At 62.4% G+C, this 17,221-nt stretch carries 15 protein-coding genes; 4 read left to right on the top strand and 11 right to left on the bottom strand.

The genetic code is table 11. The annotated features are described in order from the left end of the window. Window positions 1-240 precede the first annotated feature (240 nt). Window positions 241-1,968 carry a M14 family metallopeptidase gene (locus ACN19L_RS01805; protein WP_426491845.1) on the top strand — a complete coding sequence of 576 codons (1,728 nt, stop codon included), beginning with the start codon at window positions 241-243 and terminating at the stop codon, window positions 1,966-1,968. 92 nt (window positions 1,969-2,060) lie between these two features. On the opposite strand, the gene ACN19L_RS01800 is transcribed toward ACN19L_RS01805, so the two are convergent. The 10 genes from ACN19L_RS01800 to ACN19L_RS01755 all read right to left on the bottom strand — a co-directional run bounded on the left by ACN19L_RS01800 (window position 2,061) and on the right by ACN19L_RS01755 (window position 13,415). Then, window positions 2,061-2,471 carry a hypothetical protein gene (locus tag ACN19L_RS01800; RefSeq protein ID WP_426491844.1) on the bottom strand — a complete coding sequence of 137 codons (411 nt, stop codon included), beginning with the start codon at window positions 2,469-2,471 and terminating at the stop codon, window positions 2,061-2,063. A 63-nt stretch (window positions 2,472-2,534) separates the two neighbouring features. Then, window positions 2,535-2,840 carry a hypothetical protein gene (locus tag ACN19L_RS01795; protein WP_426491843.1) on the bottom strand — a complete coding sequence of 102 codons (306 nt, stop codon included), beginning with the start codon at window positions 2,838-2,840 and terminating at the stop codon, window positions 2,535-2,537. Window positions 2,841-2,877: 37 nt separating this feature from the next. Next, the gene (locus ACN19L_RS01790) at window positions 2,878-3,570 is read right to left on the bottom strand and encodes a hypothetical protein (protein WP_426491842.1); all 693 of its coding nucleotides are present in this window, start codon (window positions 3,568-3,570) and stop codon (window positions 2,878-2,880) included. A 159-nt stretch (window positions 3,571-3,729) separates the two neighbouring features. Continuing rightward, entirely contained in the window at window positions 3,730-4,977 is a 1,248-nt protein-coding gene (locus tag ACN19L_RS01785; protein WP_426491841.1) for a bifunctional 3,4-dihydroxy-2-butanone-4-phosphate synthase/GTP cyclohydrolase II, read from the bottom strand. Window positions 4,978-5,226: 249 nt separating this feature from the next. Further along, window positions 5,227-6,039, bottom strand: coding sequence for a pyrroline-5-carboxylate reductase (proC, locus tag ACN19L_RS01780; protein WP_426491840.1), 813 nt, complete (start codon window positions 6,037-6,039; stop codon window positions 5,227-5,229). A 116-nt stretch (window positions 6,040-6,155) separates the two neighbouring features. Next, the gene (locus ACN19L_RS01775) at window positions 6,156-7,361 is read right to left on the bottom strand and encodes a glycosyltransferase (RefSeq protein WP_426491839.1); all 1,206 of its coding nucleotides are present in this window, start codon (window positions 7,359-7,361) and stop codon (window positions 6,156-6,158) included. Next, window positions 7,345-8,622, bottom strand: a complete 1,278-nt coding sequence (locus tag ACN19L_RS01770) for a glycosyltransferase family 4 protein (RefSeq protein ID WP_426491838.1) — start codon at window positions 8,620-8,622, stop codon at window positions 7,345-7,347. Before ACN19L_RS01770 ends, ACN19L_RS01775 begins: the two co-directional genes overlap by 17 nt. A gap of 149 nt (window positions 8,623-8,771) precedes the next feature. After that, a complete protein-coding gene (locus tag ACN19L_RS01765) occupies window positions 8,772-9,842 on the bottom strand; it encodes a potassium channel family protein (protein WP_426491837.1) in 1,071 nt (356 codons plus the stop codon). Between the two features lie 107 nt (window positions 9,843-9,949). Beyond that, entirely contained in the window at window positions 9,950-12,037 is a 2,088-nt protein-coding gene (dnaG, locus tag ACN19L_RS01760; RefSeq protein ID WP_426491836.1) for a DNA primase, read from the bottom strand. 124 nt (window positions 12,038-12,161) lie between these two features. Beyond that, on the bottom strand, window positions 12,162-13,415 hold the full coding sequence (locus ACN19L_RS01755; RefSeq protein WP_426491835.1) for a hypothetical protein: 1,254 nt from the start codon (window positions 13,413-13,415) through the stop codon (window positions 12,162-12,164). 148 nt (window positions 13,416-13,563) lie between these two features. Between ACN19L_RS01755 and ACN19L_RS01750 the strand changes: the two genes are divergently transcribed. Beyond that, entirely contained in the window at window positions 13,564-14,667 is a 1,104-nt protein-coding gene (locus ACN19L_RS01750) for an Mrp/NBP35 family ATP-binding protein (RefSeq protein WP_426491834.1), read from the top strand. Window positions 14,668-14,842: 175 nt separating this feature from the next. Beyond that, window positions 14,843-15,178 carry a NifU family protein gene (locus ACN19L_RS01745; RefSeq protein ID WP_426491833.1) on the top strand — a complete coding sequence of 112 codons (336 nt, stop codon included), beginning with the start codon at window positions 14,843-14,845 and terminating at the stop codon, window positions 15,176-15,178. Between the two features lie 158 nt (window positions 15,179-15,336). Here the strand turns inward: ACN19L_RS01745 and ACN19L_RS01740 are convergent, their stop codons facing one another. After that, window positions 15,337-15,576: a hypothetical protein gene (locus ACN19L_RS01740; RefSeq protein ID WP_426491832.1), complete on the bottom strand. Its 240-nt coding sequence runs from the start codon at window positions 15,574-15,576 to the stop codon at window positions 15,337-15,339. A gap of 236 nt (window positions 15,577-15,812) precedes the next feature. Here ACN19L_RS01740 and fahA point away from each other — a divergent pair, with 236 nt between their 5' ends. Beyond that, window positions 15,813-17,096 (top strand): fumarylacetoacetase, encoded by a 1,284-nt coding sequence (gene fahA / locus ACN19L_RS01735; protein ID WP_426491831.1) that lies wholly within the window; start codon window positions 15,813-15,815, stop codon window positions 17,094-17,096. Window positions 17,097-17,221: the final 125 nt, after the last annotated feature.

Genomic DNA, 17,221 nt, shown 5'->3' with positions numbered 1-17,221 from the left:
GCAGCGGGCGGCTTGATTGCCTTTCTGGTTATTCGCTTACTGTGGAAACGGAACTACCCTAAGAAACCAACACACTAAGCCCCGGCATATACTTCCGGTTTTTTATCTATCAGGAGGAAGTCGTGCACTACGTTGTTGATTGGAGAAGAGTCATTCTGCACCTGAAGCAGGATGACTCTTCTCTTTATACGTCACCTTCTCCCCCAACTTGCGTCCTTTCGACCATTTTACCTCTTTTCCATGCTGGCAACTCTCCTCTCTGCTTTGCTGCTGACTACCGCCCCTGCGCCCGACTGGCGCACGCCCTTCGAGAAAGGCAACGGCAATACCACCACTACCCACGCCGAGTGTATCGGGTACTACCAGCAGCTGGACGCGGCTTACCCCGAAATTCAGCTGCGCGAAGTGGGCCAGACCGACAGTGGCCGGCCCCTGCACGAAGTGGTAGTTTCGTTGGACGGGGACTTTGAACCGACTTCTCTCCGGGCCAAAGGGCGGCGCGTTGTGTTCATCCAGAACGGTATTCACCCCGGCGAGCCGGAGGGCATTGATGCCAGTATGATGCTGGCCCGCGACTACGTGCAGAAAAAAGAGCTGCGCCGGCAGCTGGCTGACGTGGTGCTGGTGTTCATCCCGATTTACAACGTGGACGGGGCCCTCAACCGCAACAGCACCACCCGCACCAACCAGAACGGGCCCGAGAGCTACGGCTTCCGGGGCAACGCCCGCAACCTCGACCTGAACCGGGACTACATCAAGCAGGACTCGCGCAATGCCCGCGCATTTGCCCAGCTGTTTCAGCGCTGGCAGCCCGAGGTGTACGTGGACACCCACACCTCCAACGGGGCCGACTACCAGTACACCATGACGCTGATTGCCACCCAGAAGGACAAGCTGCACCCGGCCCTGAGCCGGTACATGCAGCAGCGCCTGCTCCCGGCCCTGTACAGCGGCATGGACAAGAAAAAGTGGCACCTCACGCCCTACGTTGACTTCGAGGGCCGCACCCCCGATGCCCGGGGCCTGGTGGGCTTCCTGGAAACGCCGCGCTACTCCACCGGCTACACCACGCTGTTCAATACCATCGGGTTTGTGACGGAAACGCACATGCTGAAGGCCTACACGCCCCGCGTGCGCGCCACCTATGATTTCCTGGTCCTGCTCATTGGGCAGGTGCACCAGGATGGCGCGGCCCTGGCCCAGGCCCGGGCCGAAGCGGCCCAGCAGACCCGAACCCAACAGCAGTTTGCCTTAGGCTGGAGGCTGGACACTACGCAGATTGAACAATTTACTTTCCGCGGGTTTGAGGGCAAGACCAAGCCCAGCGAGGTAAGCGGCCTGCCCCGGCTGTTTTATGACCGGAAAGCACCCTACACCAAAGCCGTTCCGTACCGCAACACCTTCCGGCCCACGGTGCAGGTGCAGCGCCCCCGCGCCTACGTGTTGCCCCAGGCCTGGGGCGAGGTGGTAGAACGCCTCCGCCTCTCGGGGGTGCAGCTGCGGCAACTGGCCGCCGATACGGTCATCAACGGCGAAACCTACTACATCCAGGACTACAAAACCGCCCCGCGCCCCTACGAGGGCCACTACCTGCACTCCCAGGTGCAGGTGCGCCCGGTGCGCCAAGCCCGCCCCTTCCTGCGCGGCGACTACCTGATTTCGCTCGATCAGCCGGCGGCCCGCTACCTCATTGAAACCCTGGAACCTCAGGCCACCGACTCATTTTTTGCCTGGGGCTTCTTCGACAGCATCCTGCAGCAGAAGGAGTATTTCTCGGATTACGTGTTTGAGGATGTGGCCGCCGAGCTGCTGCGCCGCCGGCCCGAGCTGCGTGCCCAGCTGGAGACGAAGAAAAAGCAGGACCCCGCCTTTGCCGCCAGTGCCGCCGCCCAGCTTGATTGGGTGTACCGCCAGTCCGACCACTACGAAACCTCCCACCTGCGCTACCCGGTACTGCGGGTACTCTAAAAAACCACATCGGTCATCTTGCAGACAGCCGAAGTGGTACTACGATTTCCAGTTGTAGTACCACTTCGGCTGTCTGCAAGATGACCACCCGCTCACGGTTTTGCGGCGCTCAGCGAGTTGGCATAGTTAACGATGTACGCCAGCTCGCGGGCATCGGTGTAGCTCAGCTTATTGTCTTTGGCGTACTGCTCAATTCGCCGGGCCTGGTCGTGGAAATAGGCCAGCAGGTCTTTTTTGGGGTTGCGCAGGCTGAGGACATTACCATTGGGCAGGCCGAGGAAGAAGGAATCCTGCACATCAGTGTAGTAGCCCACCGTGCGGCCGGGCATACCGTAGCCGTAGCCGCCGTAGGGGCCTAGCCCGGAGTTGATGGGACGCTGCACCAAGCCCTCGCGCCGCAGCAGAATGATGGGCCCGCTGCTCAGCTGCTCAAAGAAGCCCGGGGCCCGAAAGTCGCTGTAGTCGTTGCCGCGGTTCCAGCGGTAGGTGCGGAACACGCGCACCAGGGCCGTATCGGGCCGTTCCCGGCGGCGGGGTATGGGCAGCGTGTACAGCGGGTTACCGTATTAGTAGCCCTGCCGCATGGCGTAGAAGTCGTCGTAGTAAAACCGCTCCCGGCTCCGGTCGTACCGCTCACCCTGCACAGCAAAACTCTGCACGCTCACGGCCGGCAGGGTCCGCACCGTATTATCGGGCAGGCTCATGGTGAGGGTTTCCTCGGTGCGGTGCAGCATCACCGGGCCCGAAAGGGTGTCGCCGGTGCTGAGCAGCACGGAAGCCCGGTTGAACTGCTGGGTAAAGCCTTCGCCCCCCCGCTGAGCCTGTGCGGCTACGGGCAGCAACAGCAGAAGGTAGCCAAGAAGCTGTTTCATAACGCAGGATACGAAAACCCATTGATTTCAGCGGCGGCTACGGCAGCAGCACAAACCGTCCCTGCCGGAATACCAGCTTGAACGGCTTGAAGGGCTTGTCGGAATACACATCCGGGTCGTTGGGGCCACCATCTGCATCTAATGACAATACCTGCCGTGCAGGGTCAAACGTCATTGCCACGTTGCAAGTGGTTAGCTCGTTTTGTTTGCCGTGGTCAATACCGTCAAACACCTGATTATTCAGAATCAGGTAGTTGCCTTTCAATTCCAGCACGTATGCCGTGTATCCCAGACAAATGCCGCTGCCTTTCTCATTGCCTAGTAGCAGATACAGGTTGCGGCCAGGAGCCCGGAGCCGATATAGTTCTGCGAAGGCACACTCCACCGGCATATGATAGGCAAACAGCTGGCCCGTCGCGTTCTGCCATTGTACCACCACGTTATGCACCGTACCGCGGGTACCGCCCGACTCATGGGAGAAGCTGTATACGCTCAGTTGGGCTTGGTCATCCAATGCAGTATCCAGCGTGAGGCCTAATTCGCTGGCCTCATCCTCGTCGGGCCGATGTGCTTTCAGATAGGCTACCACTTTCCGGGCCACCCCTTCAGCCCGACCATCGTCCCCTTCTCCTGTGAGGCTAGCCAAGTGCTCTACCGCCTTTTTCACCTCACTGGCAGTAGGCGGATGGCTGACCCTAGTTTGTGCCTGTCCGGTCAGGGCGAAAAGCATTTCCGCAACTATCAAAAAACCGGAAAAGCGAAATGTTCGGGACACAGAAATTAGTTTATTGCGAGAAGTCTCTTCGATAGATACGGCTTTCTACGTAAAGCACGAGCCCCTGCCAAACACACTGTCGACAGGGGCCCATGTTCACTTACTGCCACTACGCTATTCCGCCGCAGTAGCCGGGGCTGTATCCGGGTGCGGGGTGCGGTCCTTGTGCAGGATGGTGTGGCCCAGTTTGTCGCGCTTGGTGGTCAGGTACCGCTCGTTGTGCTCGTTGGGCTCCACCTCAATGGCCACTGAGTCCACAATTTCGAGGCCGTAGCCGATGAGGCCGGTGCGCTTGCGGGGGTTGTTGGAAAGCAGGCGCATCTTGCTGATGCCCAGGTCGCGCAGGATTTGGGCGCCCACGCCGTAGTCCCGCTCGTCCATGCCGAAGCCCAGCTCCAGGTTGGCCTCTACCGTGTCGCGGCCCTGCTCCTGCAGCTTGTAGGCGCGCAGCTTGTTGAGCAGGCCGATGCCGCGGCCTTCCTGGTTCATGTACACGATAACGCCGCGGCCTTCGCGCTCAATTTGCTGCATGGCGCGGTGCAGCTGGGGGCCACAGTCGCAGCGGCAGCTCCCGAAGATGTCGCCCGTGACGCAGGAGCTGTGCACGCGCACCAGTACCGGCTCGGGGCCCGAAATGTCGCCTTTCACCAGGGCCAGGTGCTGGGCGTTGGTGGTGCGCTGGGTGTAGGCAATCAGGTCGAAGTCGCCGTAGTCGGTGGGCAGCTTCACCGAAATTTCGCGGGTGATGAGGCTTTCCTTTTCGAGGCGGTACTTAATCAGGTCCTGCACCGAAATCAGCTTCAGATTCCACTTGGTAGCAATTTCGCGCAGCTCGGGCAGGCGGGCCATTTCGCCGTCTTCCTTCAGGATTTCCACCAGCACGCCGGCCGGCTCAAACCCCGCGAGGCGGGACAGGTCGATGGCGGCTTCGGTGTGGCCGGCGCGGCGCAGCACGCCTTCCTTGCGGGCTTTCAGCGGGAAGATGTGGCCGGGCTTGCCCAGCTCCTCGGGCTTGGTATCGGGGTCGATGAGGGCCAGGATGGTCTTGCTCCGGTCAGAGGCCGAAATGCCGGTGGTTACGCCGTTCTTGAGCAAATCGATGCTCACGGTGAACGGGGTGGCGTGCAGGGCCGTGTTGCGGCCTACCATCAGCTCCAGGCCCAGCTCCTCGCAGCGCTGCTCAATGAGCGGGGCGCACACCAGGCCGCGGCCGTGGGTGGCCATAAAGTTGATAACCTCGGGGGTGGCGCAGCGGGCGGCGCAGATAAAGTCGCCTTCGTTTTCACGGTCTTCGTCGTCAACGACTACTACGACTTTGCCGGCGCGGATGTCGGCAATGGCGTCTTCAATGGAATCCAGCATGGAGCGCGGATTAAACGGATGAAAGAATTTCGCGGATTGCGGTTTCGGCCCGGGTAAGCCGTCTTCAATGCGCAGTACGCCGCTACAACCCGTAACGGTGCCGCGAAGTTACGAGAGAGTAACGGAGTAGCGGAGTAACGGAGTAAAACCCTACGAGCCCGGCACTGGAGGACGATGATAAAACCCTGTCATGCATGGCTGTCCGGGCCTGCTGCGAAACAGCACCTACTCCGTTACTCCGCTACTCAGTTACTCTTTCGCCAGCTCGGTGGCGCGGTGCTGGGCAGCTTTAATGCCGGCAGCCAGGGTTTCGGCCAGGCCACCGGCCCGAAACTCGCGGAGGGCGGCTTCGGTGGTGCCGCCTTTAGAGGCGACGGCGGCTATCAGCTCGTCGGGGCTTTTGTCAGAGGTATTCAGCAGGTGGTAGGCACCCAGCATAGTTTGCTTCACCAGTAGCCCGGCCACTGATTCGGAGAAGCCCAACTCCTGCCCGGCCTGCATCATGGCCTGCACGATGTAGTAGAAGTAGGCCGGCCCGCTGCCGCTCACGGCCGTTACGGCGTCGAGCAGGCTTTCCTCTTCCAGAAAAATAGAGCGGCCGGTGGCGTTCAGCAGGTTTTCTACCTGGTGCAGGCGGCTGCGCTCCACCTCGGGCGCGGCCGAAAACCCGGTGATGCCCATACCCAGCAAGGCCGGCGTGTTGGGCATGGCCCGCATCACCTGCCGGTGGCTGAGCTCGCGCTGCAGGCGGGCCATGGGAATACCGGCCATAATGGATACCACTACCTGCCCGGGCTGCAGCACGGCCCGCAAACCGGCGGCCACCGTGCCAAAATCCTGGGGCTTCACGGCCACAAATACCACGTCGTAGTCGCCCACGGCGGGGCTGAGCTCGGCCACGGGCAGGCCGGGGTGCGCGGCGGTGAGGCGCTGGCAGTGCGTGAGGTGGCGGCCCAGCAGCAGCAGGTCGGCGCGGCTCACAAGGTTGTAGTGCAGAAAGGCTTTGGCGAAGGCCATGCCCATGTTGCCGCAGCCCAAAATGGCAATCCGAAGGGGTTTCATACCGAAGCAGCCGTGACGGCCAGTAGGTTCAGGCGGGCAACATAAGCAGGAATCGGCAAAGGCCGGCCAGGGCACTGGACCAGGACAGCGGATGCCCACTCGGCCTCACCCGCTGCTTACCGCTTGTGTTGAAACCGCTGGGTAGGCTCCCAGACGGTGGTTTTCACGCCCCGCAGAAACCGCCAGCACCCCAGCAGCAGGGCCAGGTTCATGCTGTAGAAATGGGTGATAAAGCGCAGCAGCCGAAGGTGGATGCCCAGCCGGTGCAGCGCCCCATCCAGCAGCAGCAGCGCCGGGGCGGCCATCTGCCCGGCCAGCATCAGCTGGTAGAACCAGCCCCCGCCGCGCAGCACCAGCACCGCATTGCACAGCAGCATAAGCACCAGCAGCAGCGGCGTGAGCCAGCGCAGCACCTTGTGCGACCAGTACGCGAAGCTCACGCCCCGCCAGGGCGGCCACAGCAGCCGCTGGAACGCTACCAGATTCTGGAAGTTGCCGGCCGAAATGCGGGCCTTGCGCCGGAACTCCTCCGGCAGCTTGTCCGACACATCCTCGTGGCACACGGCCGCCAGCTCGTTGAGGGCCTGGTAGCCATCCTGCAGCACGGCCATTGAGATGAAGAAATCATCGACGATGAAGGTGCGCGGGGCCGGGTGGTAGCAGGCGCGGCGCACGGCAAAACAGCCGCCGAAGGCCCCAATCATGCTACCCCACACCACGCCTTCCTGGTACTTGATGAGGTTTTCGCGCTCCAGGTAGGCTTTTTCCTGGCCCGAAATACCGTCGTGGCGGTGGTCGGGGTTGAGGATGTTGCCACCCACCTGCCCTACCCGGGGGTTGCGGAAGTGCTTGACGAGGTGGTAGAGCGTATCGGGCGTGAAAAACACGTTGGCGTCGGTGAGTACCAGCACGGGGGCCGTAGCCTCCCGCGACAAGGCATCCATCACGCCGGGCTTGCCGGTGCGCTGCCCGAACGGCCGGAACCGCAGCCGCGGGTACTCGCGGGCCAGCCGCTCCACCAGGGCGTTGGTACCGTCCGAGGAGTTATCGGAGCCGATGTAGAAGGTGAGCTTCTCGGGCGGGTAGGTGGTGGCGAAGGTGGAGCGGATTTTCTGCTCAATCACCTGCTCCTCGTTGTACACGGCCAGCAGCACATCCACGGCCGGCAGCTCGGGGCTGTCGGGCGCGTATACGTTGGCGTTCTGGTGACGGCCCCGGGCCAGGCGGGCCAGCAGCAGCGGGAACAGCACATAAGTGTGGGCTACCAGTCCCAGCCCGCCCCAGAGGCCGGCCGCCGCCAGGGCCTCAGGAAGCGGCAACACGGGGCGCGGGCTGCAGAATGGTGTACAAATCGACGAAGCTCTCCACCACCCGGCGGTTGTCGTAGAGGCGGACAATGGTGCGGGCGGCTTCCTCCCCGATATCCGTGTGCCCCAACTCACCGCGGTAGAAGCGCCCCAGGTGCGTGAGCCATTCCCCGGGCGAGTCGCCGAGCACGATATCGAAGCCGGGCCGCACGTGGATGCCCTCAGCTCCCAGCCCGGTGCTCAGGATGCACTTGCCCAGGGCCATGCCCTCAATAATCTTGATGCGCATGCCGCCCCCGCTCAGCAGGGGCACCAGCATCAGCTCGTACTGCTGCATAAACGCCGCCGCCGACTCCACGAAGCCGTGCACCGTGACGCCCGGCACCTGCAGCTGGGCAAACCGCTCGGGCAGGTTTTTGCCGGCCAGATGCAGCTCCAGCTCCGGAAACTGCACCCGGGCCGCGGGCCACACCTCCCGCAGAAACCAGTCGAGCCCCTCCTGGTTGGGCAGCCAGTCGAAGGAGCCAATCATGAACAGGGTGCGGGGCCGGGGCCGCACGGTCGCGTCGCGCCGGAAGCGGCTGAGGTCCACGCCGGCCGGAATGAACACTACGGGTTCTTGGCACCCGATCTGGCGCATCCGCTGCTGATCGGCCTCCGTTATGGCGGCCACGGCGTCGAAACGGGTCAGCATCCAGTGTTCAAACCATTTCAGACGGTGCGCGAGCTTGCTTAAATACCACTTCTTGAGCGGATTGCTGGTATGCTCAGCTAGTTGCTGCCAAATTGTGTACTCCAGGTTATGCGCCCGCAAAATGACGGGCGGCAGGTGCCGCCAATTTGGCCCATCAGAGATTGTGCGCTCCACCCAATACCCGGCGTACCAGGCCACGAAGGTACCTTCCAGCTGCACCACGTCAAACTGCTCCTGCGCCAGCAGTTCGGCCAGCTTCGCCTTTACCGCGTCGCTCACGAACCGCTCCACGTTGTAGGGCAGCTGGCTAAATAGTAGGTTGCGCAGCGCTTTCACCGGCGAGAGGTTGGTGTTCACGTCCACGGTAATCAGCCGCACGTTGGGGCCCAGGTGGTCGAGCACGGTGGCGGGCTGGTGGTGCTTGGGCGTGTTGATGGCCAGCACCGTCACGCGGTGGCCGGCCCGGGCCAGTCCGGCGGCCACGTCGTACATGGCAATGGCCCCGCCATCGGTGGGCGGGTACGGAACGCGCGGACAAAGCTGCAGAATATGCACGAAGGAAAGGGGCTGGTCAGGCTGCAAAGCTACAAAGTGGCGGCCCGTTACAAAGCAGCGCCTGCCCCGCCTCCAACGAACCGGGTAGCGCGAAGCTTTGGCCTCGCGTACCGTTGCGCGTGAAACGCCGCACCGGGCAGCTATGCGCGAAGCAAAGGCTTCGCGCTACTTACTGGCTACCGACGGAACTGATCGAGCAGGCTGGTAATCTGCTCGTCGGTGCCCAGGAACAGGAAAATGTCGCCGGCCACGGGTACGATGTCGGCGGAGGGGCTCACGGTGAATTCGCCGCGCTGGTGCTTGAGGCCGATGACGGTGGCCCCGGTACGGCTGCGGATGTCCAGCTCCCGGATACTCAGGCCCCGCCACTCGCCGCGCAGCTCCTCGGTGCGCAGCTCTTCCAGCCGCAGCTTGTTGGGGCCCAGGCCCGAAATCATGTCCAGAAACCGGATTACCTCGGGCCGGGTAATGAGATTGGCCATGTGCGAACCGCCAATTTCGTCGGGCATCACCACCGAGCTGGCCCCGGCCCGCAGCAGCTTGGTTTCGGAGCTTTTGAGGCTGGCCCGGGCCACAATGGTGATATCGGGGGCCAGCTCGCGGGCCGTGAGCGTCACAAACACGTTGTCGGCGTCTTTGGGCAGGGCCGTGATGAGGGCGCGGGCCCGCTCCACTCCGGCGGCACGCAGGGTATCATCGAGGGTGGCGTCGCCGAAAACCGCGGCCACGGCCTCCCCGGTCAGTTCAGTGGCTTCTTTCAGCAGGGCTTCACTCTGCTCTACCACCACCACATCGGCCCCGCTGCTGCGCAGCTCATGGTAGGCCTTACGGCCATTGCGGCCAAAGCCGCACACAATCACGTGGCCCGAGTAGCGGCGGATTTCCTGGTCGTTTCTGAGCATGGCAAACATAGAGCGCAGGCCTCCGTCGAAGATGTAGGTGGTGAGCACCGACAACAGGTAGGCCAGCATCAGCAGGTTAAAGAAGATATAGAACGAGACGAACAGCCGCCCGGCCCCCGACAGCGGGTGCAGCTCGCCGAAGCCTACCGTCGAGACGGTAATCATCGTCATGTACAGTGCGTCGGGCAGGGAGTAACCCTCAATCCACATGAACCCACCAATGCCCACGGCCAGGCTAACTGCCGTGAGGGCCAGCGCGCCCACAAAACGGCTCAGGTTGAAGCGTTGCCACACCGTGCGCAGGTAGCGCAGCGCGGCGGACTGGACAGGCGGAGGGGCAGGCATGTTGCAAAGATAAAACGACTCGCCCGAGCGTAAAACACGCTGATTTCACCCTGTCAGGACTAGGGCGGCGTTATCCTGACCGGGTGCAGGCAGGCCAGCAACCTGGGTTACATAGCCGCCCGCGGAATTACCGTACCCAGCATATTGGCCAGCTGGTTGTCCATCTGCTTAAGCAGGTGAATGGTTTGCAGGTTTTCCATCAGGGCGGCATCATCCATGGGATGGCGCAGGGCTTCGAGGCGGGCGGCCAGCTCCCGCTCCACGTTCACCTTGTTGAGGCGCAGGATGGCGTTGTCGCAGGCGGTTTGCAGCAGGTCCAGCTCCCGGGGTACGTGAATCTGGTGGGTGGTCCAGTTAGGGCTGAGCTCGTACTTCTCGGTAGCCAGCTCGGCCACCAGCGCCCGGATATCGGAGCGGCCATGCTGGATGAGGGTGCGCACCTCGGGCCAGCGGCCCTGCTCCAACTCCTCGCGGCACAGGTGCAGCAAATCGGCGTACAGGCCGGTTTTGAAGTTGGTATCCTCCAGCTGCTCCAGCAGATACTGGGCCACCGATACCTCCGGGGCCAGGGGCTGGGGTGAGTACAGCAGCAACAGCCGTACTACCTCCCGCTCGCACTGGGCCAGCACGTCGGGCACGGGCTCCAGCTCCTCGGGAGTGAGACTCAGCAGGTCGCCGCCCCCGCCCATCAGGTCCTCGGGCGAGGCCCCGTACATCAGGGCTTCGGCCTCTTCCTCGGGACTCAGGGGCCGCGGGGTCGGGCGTTGTCCGCCACCGCCCGCCGCCTGCTGATTTCCGCTGTAGCCACTGGCACTGCCCGCCGCCCCGCTCCCGCTGCTGTTCTGGCCACCGGCGGCTTTCTGGGAAGCGTTGCGCACCAGCTTGTTGTACTCCGTAATGAGCACCTGCTCATCAATACCGAACGCCTGCGAGGTTTGCTGCAGAAACACCTGCCGCTTAATCGGGTCGGGCACTTTGCCGATGCTCTGCAGCACGTCGCGGATGGCTTCGGCCTTCTTCACCGGGTCCTGGGCGGCTTCGCGGCTCACCAGGTCGGTTTTAAACTGAATAAAGTCCTGGCTGGCTCCTTCCAGATGCTCTTTGAAGCGCTGGTCGCCTACTTTGCGGATGTAGCTGTCGGGGTCGTCGCCATCGGGGAACAGCACCACGCGCACGTTCAGGCCGCCTTCCAGCAGCATGTCAATGCCGCGCAGCGAGGCCCGGATGCCGGCCGCGTCGCCGTCGTAGAGCACCGTCACGTTGTCGGTGTAGCGCTTGATGAGGCGAATCTGCCCGTCCGTCAGCGAGGTACCCGATGAGGCCACCACGTTCTTGATGCCGCCCTGGTGCAGGCTGAGTACATCGAGGTAGCCCTCCACCAGGTAGCACAACTCCTCCGAGCGAATAGGCTGCCGGGCCTGGTAGAGCCCGTAGAGGACATCCGACTTGTGGTAAATCTCCGACTCGGGCGAGTTCAGGTACTTGGCCGTTTTGTCGTTGGGCTTGAGCGTGCGCGCCCCGAAGCCGATGACGCGACCCGAAATGTTGTGGATCGGGAACATCACCCGGCCCCGGAACCGGTCGTAGCGCCGGCCGGTGTCCTGCCCGTTGTCGTCCTCGCGGCGAATCACAAGGCCGGTTTTCTCCAGGTACTTCTGCTCGAAGCCCGCCGCCGTGGCCGATTTCAGCAAATCGTCCCACTGGTCGAGCGAGTAGCCCAGCTCGAAGGTTTTGATGGTGGCCTGGTTAAGCCCGCGCTGGCGCAGGTAGCTCAGCCCAATGCCCTGGCCCTCGTCGGTGTTGAGCAGCAGGTGGTGGTAGTGGCTCTTGGCCCAGTCCGACACGATGAACTGGGAGTCCTTCTCGTTCTGGGCCAGCTGCTGTTCGGGCGTCTTTTCCTCCTCCTGAACATCGATGCCGTACTTTTTGGCCAGGTACTTCAGGGCCTCCACGTAGCTGGTGCCCTCAATATCCATGATGAACTGCACCACCCCGCCGGCCTTGCCGCACCCGAAGCACTTGTACAGCCCCTTGGCCGGGGCCACCGAGAAGCTCGGCGACTTCTCGTGGTGAAACGGGCAGCAGGCCCACATATTCTGGCCCTTGCGCTTCAGGCTCACAAAATCCCCCACTACCTCCACAATGTCGGCGTGGTGAATAATCTGATCAACGGTTTCTTTGGGGATGCGGGCCAAGGCGGTGCGGGCAATAGGGTGGCACTGAACGGAACCCCAAAGGTAGGCAGGATCAGCCGCGTAGTAGCACGTCTTGGCTGTAGAGACGCGCCACCTCGCGGCTCTACGCCTCTACGCCACCAGCCTAGAAATTCCGGCTGGCGGTGGTTTCGGGGATGATGACCACGTAATCGAACCCCAGAATGGTGGCCTGCAGCTCCTGGGAAGCAACGGGCAGCCCCTTACGCACCAGCGCCCGGCGCAACGGGCGCACGTCGAACACCTGCCAGGCCGCGCCAGCCGCCGAGGCGGCCATGAAGGGCTGCACCATGGGAGCCTCGGCATTGGAGTACGGCACGGCATTCTTGCTGAAATCTTCCGGGTTCTGGCCCCCCACCTGCTGCCCTTGTTTACCGATAATGAAAATGTGCAGCGTTTTCTGGTCGTGGACATCGGCCAAGTTTACCATCAGATTACCCACATCATAAATGTCGCCCCAGATGCTGCGGCCCCGGCCCACGTGGTAGGCCCCGAATTTGAACAGCATGGGCGGCAGCGGCTGCGCAGTGGGCTGATACGGCTGCAGCTCCTGCAGCAGGTTGCGCTTCATCAGGTTAATGCGCGTCTGGTGGCCGCCAGGTTTGCCGGCCGCATTGGTACGGAAGATGGCCTCACTGGCTTCCAGGTCCTGGAGCATCTGGCGCACCGGCGCTGGCTCGGTGCGGGTAAGGCTGCGCAGGCTGTCCAGCAGGGAAGGCCGCAGGCCGTTGATGCTGACGCCGCCGTAGTTGCCGGCTACCAGCGCGGCCCGGTCGCGGGCCTGGATGGCGGCGGACTGCTGACGTAGGTAGGCGCGGGTGGTTTTACTCTTAACCTGCTCGGCCATCAGCGCCAGCGTGCGGCCCACGGCGGCGAAGCCCAGCTGATCAATACCCACAATGGCCGCGTTCCGGGCCCGTAGTGAGCGGGCCAGCTCAAACTCCTCGGCCCAACTGTAAAACGACAAATCCATGGGGTACTGCCGCAGAAAGGCCGAAGGCAGGCCGGGCTGGGCGGTCAGGCGGGTGAGGTCCTGGGCTTGGTACCGGTCGATTTCCGCCACGTACACTTTGGGCTGCATCACCTCGGCCACTGCCTGCGCAAACACCGGAATCTGGGCCATGCCGTGGTCCTCACCCAGCAGCACCACGGCGCTCTGCCGGATGTCGCGCTGCAATTTCTCCCAGCCTGGCCCCCCGAACTGGGTACCGCTTTGCGTCAGAGTAAATTGATTGGCGCGCACCAAGCGCTGAAAGGCCGTATCGGCGGGAGCCTGGGCGCGGGCCTGGTAGCTGCCAGCCACCAGCCCCACCGCGGCAGTTAGCCGGACCAGCCGGCGGCACAAAGCGTAATCGAGCATGAGAACAAGTGTAATAGAATAGCGAAGTGCCTCCAAGATAGGGAACGGGCTCGTAGGGCCGGAACGCCCTGGTGCGCCGCCGGCAACCACCGGCCAGGTTTCCGGGTTATCTTTGCGCTTTGCATTCGCCTTTTCTTCGCTGACTATAATGGAACCCATCACCAAAGAAGCCGTCCTCAAGGCTCTGAGCTACGTGGAAGAGCCCGACCTGGGCAAAGACCTCGTGACACTCAACATGATTGAGGATGTGCAGATTGACGGCCGCCGCGTATCGTTCACGGTGGTGCTCACCACGCCCGCCTGCCCCCTCAAGCAGCTCATTCACGACGCCTGCGAGCGGGCCATCCACACGATGGTGGACCCGGGCGCCGAGGTGGTGATTGTGATGACCTCGCGCGTGACCACCATGCGCCAGAACCGTGACCTGCTGCCCGGCGTGAAAAACATTATTGCCATTGCCTCGGGCAAGGGCGGCGTGGGCAAAAGCACCGTTACGGCCAACCTGGCCATTGCCCTGGCCAAATCCGGCGCTAAAGTGGGCCTGGTGGATGCCGATATCAGCGGCCCCAGCATGCCCCTGATGTTTGGCGTGATGGACGCCCGGCCCCACGTATTTCAGGGCCCCGATGGCAAAAACCTCATTCAGCCGGTGGTGGCCCACGGCGTGAAGCTGATGAGCATCGGCTTCCTGGCCCCGGCCGAATCGGCCATTGTGTGGCGCGGCCCGATGGCCTCCTCGGCCCTCAAGCAGTTCATCACGGAGGTGGACTGGGGCGAACTGGACTACCTGCTCCTGGACATGCCCCCCGGCACCTCCGACATCCACCTGACCATGGTGCAGACGGTGCCCGTCACCGGCTCGCTCATCGTAACCACGCCCCAGAAAGTAGCCTTGGCTGACGCCGAAAAGGGTCTGCAGATGTTCCGGTTGCCGCAAATCAACGTGCCGGTGCTGGGCATTGTGGAGAACATGGCCTGGTTTACGCCCGCCGAGCTGCCCGATAACAAGTACTTCATCTTCGGCGAAGGCGGCGGCGTAGGGCTGGCCGCCAAGCACGAGGTGCCGCTGCTGGGCCAGATTCCGCTGGTGCAGAGTATCCGTGAGCACGGTGACCAGGGCACGCCCGCCATCCTGGAGGAAAACACGTCGGCCGCCGCCGTCTTCGCCCAGTTGGCCGAGGACCTGGCCCGGCAGGTGAGTATCCGCAACGCCATGGCTCCGAAAACGAACATCGTGGAGATGAAGTCGTAACAGGCACCGCGCCCCAGGGCTTCAGCCCTGGGGGCCTGCGCTTCTCCTGAACTTCTCCCCGTTCCGGCCGGTTTACCGTAGCGTCGGGCGAATGTTCTACCTTTGCTTTCGTATTGCCGACGCTGGCGGGCCCTTTTGCCACCCGCCCAGCGTACAACCCAGTGAAACTTCCGTTATGACCGTATCACCCGCCGTGGAAACCCATCCGCTCCTGCCCCGCATCGAACAGGCCCTGGATACTATCCGGCCCTACCTGGCCGCCGACGGAGGCAACGTGCGCGTGCTGGACATTACCGACGATATGGTGCTGCGCTTGGAACTGCTCGGGGCCTGCGGCACCTGCCCCATGTCGCCGATGACGCTGAAAGCCGGCGTGGAGGAATCGGTGAAGAAGGCCGTGCCCGAAATCCGGGCCGTGGAGGCCATCAACCTCACGCCCATGTCGGCCCAGCCCGCCGGCCAGACCGGGCACCCCCAGTCGCCCGCGCCGGTACCCACCCCGCAGTTCTAAGCTTCTTAGAGTTACATACAGCAGCGCCCCGCTCCTGCCGGTTTTCCGGTTGGGGCGGGGCGCTGTGAGTTTTAGGCTAGCGGATTTGAGAAGTATGGGGTTAACGGCAGCAGGTTTGAGCATTACAGATATACACTGGCCATCAATAGCATTGAAACCTACACTGCACCTTGATCCTGAGGCAATTGCTTTTTTCTCTTATTGAAAATATAAATCCACAGAAGCACAGCCAAGACAGTAAAAACAAAGGCCAAAGCAGTAAAAAACGACTGAAAACCTCTTGCCTCATTGCTCATATGCTGTCCTGAATATTGTATTAACCCTTCTATGCTAATTGCAATGAAAAGCAAAGAAATCAGTGAAAGGATAGTAGCTATTATGATCAGTACAATTCTCACAGGTGCAAAATTATTACGGTTTTGTGATGACGCACAGCATCTTCTATCGGCTCCCTATTTCGGTTATAGCTCCAGCAGACACTCCATAACTCAAACAAACCCTTCCGAATTAGTTGCGGCAATACGTGGCAGAAGCTACGGCACAAGATAGCGGCTTCATAGCATTATGCCTCGATTACCGGCATTCCGCCCGGCCCGCTACCTTTGCCGCTCCTACCATCAACTTTCCACCCCGAATGGCTAACCCCAACGACCCCGCCCTGCACTCCTGGATTGATATTGCCCCCGGCAGCGACTTTCCCATTCAAAACCTGCCGTTTGGCGTGTTTGAGACGGAGGAGCGGGGCCCACGGCTGGGCGTAGCCATTGGCGAGTACGTGCTGGATTTGTACGCCGTAGCCCAGTTCGGCTTCTTTGATGACCTGGAGCTGGGCGCGAAGATGCCCAAGGTGTTCCGGCGCCGCTCCCTCAACCAGTTTATTGCCCTGGGCCGGCCGGCGTGGCGGGCCGTGCGCCAGCGCGTATCGGAGCTGCTGCGCCACGACAACGCCGCCCTGCGCTCCGATGAAGTGATGCGCGAGTGCCTGCTGCGCCAGCAGGAGGTGCGGATGCTGCGCCCCGTAAAGTCGCACAACTACACCGATTTTTACAGCAGCATCGAGCACGCCACCAACGTGGGCATGATGTTCCGCGACCCGGCCAACGCTTTGCTGCCCAACTGGCGCCACATCCCCATCGGCTACCACGGCCGGGCCAGCAGCATCGTGGTAAGCGGCACCGACGTGCGCCGGCCCAACGGGCAGCGCAAGGCCCCCGATGCCGCCGCCCCCACCTTCGGCCCCTCGCAGCAGCTGGATTTTGAGCTGGAAGTGGGCTTCATCGTGGGCAAGGGCACGCACCTGGGCGAAACCGTGCCGATTCAGTACGCCGAGGAGCATATTTTCGGGCTGGTGCTGTTCAATGATTGGAGCGCGCGCGACATCCAGAGCTGGGAATACGTGCCACTGGGGCCGTTTCTGGGCAAGAGCTTCGGCAGCAGCGTGTCGCCGTGGGTAGTCACGCTGGATGCCCTGGAGCCCTTCCGGGTGGCCGGCCCCGTGCAGGAGCCCGAGCCCCTGCTGTACCTGCGCCAGCCCGGCCAGCACAACTTCGATGTGCACCTGGAAGTAGCCATTCAGCCCGACGGCGGCCCCGAAACTACCATTTCCCGCTCCAACTTCGGGCTCATGTACTGGAGTATGGCCCAGCAACTCACCCACCACGCCTCCAACGGCTGCAACCTGCAGGTGGGCGACCTGTACGCCTCGGGCACCATCTCCGGTTCCACGCCCGACTCGCTGGGCTCGATGCTAGAGCTGGCCTGGCGCGGCACCCGCCCGGTGCCGCTGGCCGATGGCTCGGAGCGCAAGTTTTTGCAGGACGGCGACCGGGTAACCATGCGCGGCTACTGCGAAAAGGACGGTTTGCGCATCGGGTTTGGGGAGGTGACGGGCCAGGTGCTACCGGCTCCACAACTCTAGGCTGTTTCGAAAGCATTCCGTGACCATGTCGCCCGGTTTTCCATAAGGAAAGCCGGGCGACGTGGCGTTATGGGGTTGTGGCCGCAGGTGCTCGGTATTAATACCCTAATCGACTGGTATTAATA

This window comes from Hymenobacter sp. 102, assembly GCF_049949205.1.
Classification (GTDB): domain Bacteria; phylum Bacteroidota; class Bacteroidia; order Cytophagales; family Hymenobacteraceae; genus Hymenobacter.
Note: the sequence above shows the minus strand (reverse complement) of the source record. Positions and strands in the feature narration are given on the sequence as shown.

What these genes read in the sequence shown, in the direction of transcription:
- proC (WP_426491840.1), bottom strand. Translation starts at nt 6,039, where the DNA reads ATGAAACCCCTTCGGATTGCCATTTTGGGCTGCGGCAACATGGGCATG.
- ACN19L_RS01750 (WP_426491834.1), top strand. Translation starts at nt 13,564, where the DNA reads ATGGAACCCATCACCAAAGAAGCCGTCCTCAAGGCTCTGAGCTACGTG.
- ACN19L_RS01790 (WP_426491842.1), bottom strand. Translation starts at nt 3,570, where the DNA reads ATGCTTTTCGCCCTGACCGGACAGGCACAAACTAGGGTCAGCCATCCG.
- ACN19L_RS01755 (WP_426491835.1), bottom strand. Translation starts at nt 13,415, where the DNA reads ATGCTCGATTACGCTTTGTGCCGCCGGCTGGTCCGGCTAACTGCCGCG.
- ACN19L_RS01765 (WP_426491837.1), bottom strand. Translation starts at nt 9,842, where the DNA reads ATGCCTGCCCCTCCGCCTGTCCAGTCCGCCGCGCTGCGCTACCTGCGC.
- ACN19L_RS01805 (WP_426491845.1), top strand. Translation starts at nt 241, where the DNA reads ATGCTGGCAACTCTCCTCTCTGCTTTGCTGCTGACTACCGCCCCTGCG.
- ACN19L_RS01745 (WP_426491833.1), top strand. Translation starts at nt 14,843, where the DNA reads ATGACCGTATCACCCGCCGTGGAAACCCATCCGCTCCTGCCCCGCATC.
- ACN19L_RS01785 (WP_426491841.1), bottom strand. Translation starts at nt 4,977, where the DNA reads ATGCTGGATTCCATTGAAGACGCCATTGCCGACATCCGCGCCGGCAAA.
- ACN19L_RS01795 (WP_426491843.1), bottom strand. Translation starts at nt 2,840, where the DNA reads ATGAAACAGCTTCTTGGCTACCTTCTGCTGTTGCTGCCCGTAGCCGCA.
- fahA (WP_426491831.1), top strand. Translation starts at nt 15,813, where the DNA reads ATGGCTAACCCCAACGACCCCGCCCTGCACTCCTGGATTGATATTGCC.